The sequence below is a fragment of the Neisseria sp. P0001.S005 genome (assembly GCF_051963715.1).
In genome coordinates this window covers 1-1,597 of sequence record NZ_JBQCTZ010000388.1, presented here as the reverse complement: position 1 = coordinate 1,597, position 1,597 = coordinate 1, and the positions used below count along the sequence as shown (strand labels likewise).

The following is a 1,597-nucleotide window of genomic DNA, read 5'->3' as shown; positions in this document are numbered from 1 at the left end:
AAACCCACCCTGATTAAATTTTGGGCAAGTTGGTGTCCTTTGTGTTTGTCCGAATTGGGACAAACCGAAAAATGGGCTCAAGATGCAAAATTCGGTTCTGCCAACCTGATTACCGTTGCCTCGCCCGGTTTTCTGCACGAGAAAAAAGACGGCGACTTCCAAAAATGGTATGCCGGTTTGAACTATCCTAAGCTGCCCGTCGTGACCGACAACGGCGGCACCATCGCCCAAAGCCTGAATATCGGCGTTTACCCTTCGTGGGCGTTAATCGGCAAAGACGGCGACGTGCAGCGCATCGTCAAAGGCAGTATCAATGAAGCGCAGGCATTGGCTTTAATCCGCGACCCGAATGCCGATATAGGCCGTCTGAAAAACTCGTTCTACAAACCCGACACACAGAAAAAGGATTCAGCAATCATGAATACGCGCACCATCTACCTTGCCGGCGGCTGCTTCTGGGGCTTGGAAGCCTATTTCCAACGCATAGACGGCGTGGTTGACGCAGTATCCGGCTACGCCAACGGCAAAACGCAAAACCCAAGCTACGAAGACGTTTCCTACCGCGATACAGGCCATGCCGAAACCGTCAAAGTCACCTACGATGCCGACAAACTCAGCCTAGACGACATCTTGCAATATTTCTTCCGCGTCGTTGACCCGACCAGCCTCAACAAACAAGGCAACGACATCGGCACGCAATACCGCAGCGGCGTGTACTACACCGACCCTACCGAAAAAGCCGTTATCGCCGCCGCGCTCAAACGCGAGCAGCAAAAATACCAACAACCCCTCGTCGTTGAAAACGAACCACTGCAGAACTTCTACGACGCCGAGGAATACCATCAAGACTACCTGATTAAAAACCCCAACGGCTACTGCCACATCGACATCCGCAAAGCCGACGAACCGCTGCCGGACAAAACCAAAGCCACCCCGCAAGGCAAAGGCTTCGACGCGGCAACATATAAAAAACCCGGCGACGCCGAACTCAAACGCCTCCTGACCGAAGAGCAATACCAAGTTACCCAAAACAGCGCGACCGAATACGCCTTCAGCCACGAATACGACCACTTGTTCAAACCCGGCATTTATGTGGACATCGTCAGCGGCGAACCCCTGTTCAGCTCCGCCGACAAATTCGATTCCGGCTGCGGCTGGCCGAGCTTTACCCACCCGATTAACGCCTCAGCCGTTACCGAACACGACGATTTCAGCTACAACATGCGCCGCACCGAAGTGCGCAGCCATGCCGCCGACTCGCACTTGGGACACGTCTTCGCCGACGGGCCGAAAGACAAAGGCGGCCTGCGCTACTGCATCAACGGCGCAAGTTTGAAATTCATTCCTTTGGAAGAAATGGACGCTGCCGGCTACGGCGCATTGAAAGACAAAGTGAAATAACGGTTTGAATCGAAAAAGGCCGTCTGAAAGAGATTTCAGACGGCCTTTTTAATTTGTCGAATGTAGAAAGCTGGTTCTTATCTATCAAAAAATCTCAATAACTAAGAACGTGCGCCCTACAAAAACCTTTTAAATTCGTTTTGCCAACTCTTCGGCTTTACCCACATACAACGCAGGGGTCAGCTCAAGCAATTTG

The 1,597-nt window shown here is 52.2% G+C and carries 1 protein-coding gene; it reads left to right on the top strand.

The genetic code is table 11. The features are described 5' to 3' along the window. On the top strand, positions 1-1,401 hold a 1,401-nt coding region (msrAB, locus tag ACTHSP_RS20460; RefSeq protein WP_440346817.1), incomplete at its 5' end, for a bifunctional peptide-methionine (S)-S-oxide reductase MsrA/peptide-methionine (R)-S-oxide reductase MsrB. Positions 1,402-1,597: the final 196 nt, after the last annotated feature.